General features: G+C 56.7%; 3 rRNA genes. All 3 read right to left on the bottom strand.

Annotated elements, in window-relative coordinates:
• Positions 1-9: 9 nt before the first annotated feature.
• The 3 genes from rrf to G4X40_RS22855 all read right to left on the bottom strand — a co-directional run bounded on the left by rrf (position 10) and on the right by G4X40_RS22855 (position 5,164).
• Positions 10-127 (bottom strand): 5S ribosomal RNA (rrf, locus tag G4X40_RS22845).
• Positions 128-218: 91 nt separating this feature from the next.
• Positions 219-3,349 (bottom strand): 23S ribosomal RNA (locus G4X40_RS22850).
• Positions 3,350-3,645: 296 nt separating this feature from the next.
• Positions 3,646-5,164 (bottom strand): 16S ribosomal RNA (locus tag G4X40_RS22855).
• The 16S, 23S and 5S rRNA genes sit together here, the layout of an rRNA operon.
• Positions 5,165-5,232: the final 68 nt, after the last annotated feature.

Raw genomic sequence — 5,232 nt, forward strand, 5'->3', positions numbered from 1 at the left:
GGAATGTGTGTTCGGCGGTGTCCTACTCTCCCACACCCTGTCGAGTGCAGTACCATCGGCGCTGGAGGGCTTAGCTTCCGGGTTCGGGATGGGTCCGGGCGTTTCCCGCTCCGCTATGGCCGCCGTAACTCTGTGAAACTGTCACACACCCACCCCCAAGGGGGGCCGGCATATGTGTGTGTTGTTTCAGATACTGCACAGTGGACGCGTAGCTTCTTTGTGGTAAGTCCTCGGCCTATTAGTACCAGTCACCTGCACACATTACTGTGCTTCCAGTTCTGGCCTATCAACCCGGTGGTCTGCCGGGGGCCTTACCCACTCAAGGTGGTGAGAAACCTCATCTTGGAACAGGCTTCCCGCTTAGATGCTTTCAGCGGTTATCCCTTCCGAACGTAGCTAACCAGCGGTGCTCCTGGTGGAACAACTGGCACACCAGAGGTTCGTCCGTCCCGGTCCTCTCGTACTAGGGACAGCCTTCCTCAAGTTTCTAACGCGCGCGGCGGATAGAGACCGAACTGTCTCACGACGTTCTAAACCCAGCTCGCGTGCCGCTTTAATGGGCGAACAGCCCAACCCTTGGGACCTACTCCAGCCCCAGGATGCGACGAGCCGACATCGAGGTGCCAAACCATCCCGTCGATATGGACTCTTGGGGAAGATCAGCCTGTTATCCCCGGGGTACCTTTTATCCGTTGAGCGACACCGCTTCCACTTGCCGGTGCCGGATCACTAGTCCCGACTTTCGTCCCTGCTCGACCTGTCAGTCTCACAGTCAAGCTCCCTTGTGCACTTGCACTCAACACCTGATTGCCAACCAGGCTGAGGGAACCTTTGGGCGCCTCCGTTACATTTTGGGAGGCAACCGCCCCAGTTAAACTACCCACCAGGCACTGTCCCTGAACCAGATCATGGTCCGAGGTTAGATGTCCAATACGATCAGAGTGGTATTTCAACAACGACTCCACGAACACTGGCGTGCCCGCTTCACAGTCTCCCACCTATCCTACACAAACCGAACCGAACACCAATACCAAGCTATAGTGAAGGTCCCGGGGTCTTTTCGTCCTGCCGCGCGTAACGAGCATCTTTACTCGTAATGCAATTTCGCCGAGTCTGTGGTTGAGACAGCAGAGAAGTCGTTACGCCATTCGTGCAGGTCGGAACTTACCCGACAAGGAATTTCGCTACCTTAGGATGGTTATAGTTACCACCGCCGTTTACTGGGGCTTAAATTCTCAGCTTCGCGCCGAAGCGCTAACCGGTCCTCTTAACCTTCCAGCACCGGGCAGGCGTCAGTCCGTATACATCGTCTTACGACTTCGCACGGACCTGTGTTTTTAGTAAACAGTCGCTTCTCTCTGGTCTCTGCGACCACCCCCAGCTCACCGAGTAAATCGGATCACCAGACGTGGTCCCCCTTCTCCCGAAGTTACGGGGGCATTTTGCCGAGTTCCTTAACCACAGTTATCTCGATCGCCTTAGTATTCTCTACCTGACCACCTGTGTCGGTTTGGGGTACGGGCCGTGTGAAAGCTCGCTAGAGGCTTTTCTCGGCAGCATAGGATCATGGAATTCGCCTCAATCGGCTACGCATCACCTCTCAGGCTGTGTGAACGGCGGATTTGCCTACCGTTCGCCCTACAGGCTTACACCAGTATTACCACTGACTGGCCCCACTACCTTCCTGCGTCACCCCATCGCTTGGCTACTACCAGATCAGGTCCCGTGCATCCACATCCAGGTTCCCCGAAGGGAAGTAAGGACGCTTCAGGACGGTTAGTATCACTGATTCACCAGGGGCGCGTTCACACGGGTACGGGAATATCAACCCGTTGTCCATCGACTACGCCTGTCGGCCTCGCCTTAGGTCCCGACTCACCCTGGGCGGATTAACCTGGCCCAGGAACCCTTGGTCATTCGGCGGACGAGTTTCTCACTCGTCTTTCGCTACTCATGCCTGCATTCTCACTCGTGCAGCCTCCACACCTGGATCACTCCGGCGCTTCCATGGCTGCACGACGCTCCCCTACCCATCCACACACCTGGCCCACACCCCGTAGGACATGGGCGGGCTTATGTGAATGCCGCGGCTTCGGCGGTGTACTTGAGCCCCGCTACATTGTCGGCGCAGGATCACTTGACCAGTGAGCTATTACGCACTCTTTCAAGGGTGGCTGCTTCTAAGCCAACCTCCTGGTTGTCTTCGCGACCCCACATCCTTTTCCACTTAGTACACGCTTAGGGGCCTTAGCCGGCGATCTGGGCTGTTTCCCTCTCGACTACGAACCTTATCGCCCGCAGTCTCACTGCCGCGCTCTCACACTCTGGCATTCGGAGTTTGGCTGACGTCAGTAACCTTGTGGGGCCCATCGGCCATCCAGTAGCTCTACCTCCAGAGTGAAACACGCGACGCTGCACCTAAATGCATTTCGGGGAGAACCAGCTATCACGGAGTTTGATTGGCCTTTCACCCCTACCCACAGCTCATCCCCTCAGTTTTCAACCTAAGTGGGTTCGGGCCTCCACGACGTCTTACCGTCGCTTCACCCTGGCCATGGGTAGATCACTCCGCTTCGGGTCTAGAACATGCCACTGACTCGCCCTATTCGGACTCGCTTTCGCTACGGCTACCCCACACGGGTTAACCTCGCGACATGCCGCTAACTCGCAGGCTCATTCTTCAAAAGGCACGCCATCACCCACCACCACAAGGATGCGCAGGCTCTGACGGATTGTAAGCACACGGTTTCAGGTACTATTTCACTCCCCTCCCGGGGTACTTTTCACCTTTCCCTCACGGTACTAGTCCGCTATCGGTCACCAGGGAGTATTCAGGCTTACCGGGTGGTCCCGGCAGATTCACAGCGAATTTCACGGGCTCGCTGCTACTTGGGTATCAACTACGACAGTCAACGAGTTTTCGTCTACGGGACTCTCACCCTCTACGACAGGCCGTTCCAGACCACTTCGACTAACACGATGATTTCTTACTGTCGGCCAGTCCGGCAGAACTGACAAAGAAGACCCCACAACCCCACACACACAACCCCTGCCGGGTATCACATGCATATGGTTTAGCCTCATCCGCTTTCGCTCGCCACTACTCACGGAATCACATGTTGTTTTCTCTTCCTGTGGGTACTGAGATGTTTCACTTCCCCACGTTCCCTCCACACGCCCTATATATTCAGGCGCGGGTAACCACACATCACTGTGGCTGGGTTTCCCCATTCGGACACCCTCGGATCTCAGCTCGGTTGACAGCTCCCCGAGGCTTATCGCAGCCTCCTACGTCCTTCATCGGCTCCTGGTGCCAAGGCATCCACCGTGTGCTCTTAAACACTTACAACAAAGATGCTCGCGTCCACTGTGCAGTTCTCAAACAACACACAACACCGAACTACCCGCCACCCACACGGGCGACTCTCATCCGGCATCGTCACTGAACAAACACTCACGTGTTCCCTCAGGACCCAACAGTGCACCGATATATCATCCGCCGGCCGGCCACACAGGACCAACCCCACAGCGAACGAACCAGTCAGCGTTCCACCCATGAGCACCCGTGTCCCACATGCGGGGACAAACGGGCTCTGCCAGCCGAACGACCACCAACGTGGCCACCGAACTGGAGTTGCTCCTTAGAAAGGAGGTGATCCAGCCGCACCTTCCGGTACGGCTACCTTGTTACGACTTCGTCCCAATCGCCGATCCCACCTTCGACGGCTCCCTCCACAAGGGTTAGGCCACCGGCTTCGGGTGTTACCGACTTTCATGACGTGACGGGCGGTGTGTACAAGGCCCGGGAACGTATTCACCGCAGCGTTGCTGATCTGCGATTACTAGCGACTCCGACTTCACGGGGTCGAGTTGCAGACCCCGATCCGAACTGAGACCGGCTTTAAGGGATTCGCTCCACCTCACGGTATCGCAGCCCTCTGTACCGGCCATTGTAGCATGTGTGAAGCCCTGGACATAAGGGGCATGATGACTTGACGTCGTCCCCACCTTCCTCCGAGTTGACCCCGGCAGTCTCCTGCGAGTCCCCAACTTTACTTGCTGGCAACACAGGACAAGGGTTGCGCTCGTTGCGGGACTTAACCCAACATCTCACGACACGAGCTGACGACAGCCATGCACCACCTGTACACCGACCACAAGGGAAACCGTATCTCTACGATCGTCCGGTGTATGTCAAACCCAGGTAAGGTTCTTCGCGTTGCATCGAATTAATCCACATGCTCCGCCGCTTGTGCGGGCCCCCGTCAATTCCTTTGAGTTTTAGCCTTGCGGCCGTACTCCCCAGGCGGGGTACTTAATGCGTTAGCTACGGCACGGATCCCGTGGAAGGAAACCCACACCTAGTACCCACCGTTTACGGCGTGGACTACCAGGGTATCTAATCCTGTTCGCTACCCACGCTTTCGCTCCTCAGCGTCAGTTACTGCCCAGAGACCCGCCTTCGCCACCGGTGTTCCTCCTGATATCTGCGCATTTCACCGCTACACCAGGAATTCCAGTCTCCCCTGCAGTACTCAAGTCTGCCCGTATCGCCTGCAGGCCCACAGTTAAGCTGTGGGTTTTCACAGACGACGCGACAAACCGCCTACGAGCTCTTTACGCCCAGTAATTCCGGACAACGCTCGCACCCTACGTATTACCGCGGCTGCTGGCACGTAGTTGGCCGGTGCTTCTTCTGCATCTACCGTCACTTGCGCTTCGTCGATGCTGAAAGAGGTTTACAACCCGAAGGCCGTCATCCCTCACGCGGCGTCGCTGCATCAGGCTTTCGCCCATTGTGCAATATTCCCCACTGCTGCCTCCCGTAGGAGTCTGGGCCGTGTCTCAGTCCCAGTGTGGCCGGTCGCCCTCTCAGGCCGGCTACCCGTCGTCGCCTTGGTAGGCCATTACCCCACCAACAAGCTGATAGGCCGCGGGCCCATCCTGCACCAATAAATCTTTCCACCCCACGCCATGAAGCATGAGGTCCTATCCGGTATTAGACCCAGTTTCCCAGGCTTATCCCAGAGTGCAGGGCAGATCACCCACGTGTTACTCACCCGTTCGCCACTCGTGTACCCCCGAAAGGGCCTTACCGTTCGACTTGCATGTGTTAAGCACGCCGCCAGCGTTCGTCCTGAGCCAGGATCAAACTCTCCGTTGAAGACTCTCGATTGGCCGGCAAAACCGGCAATCAGTCAAAGACATCGAGTCAAATCACTAGCAAAAAAA

It is taken from the genome of Speluncibacter jeojiensis (assembly GCF_029589495.1).
GTDB classification, from domain to species: domain Bacteria; phylum Actinomycetota; class Actinomycetes; order Mycobacteriales; family Mycobacteriaceae; genus Speluncibacter; species Speluncibacter jeojiensis.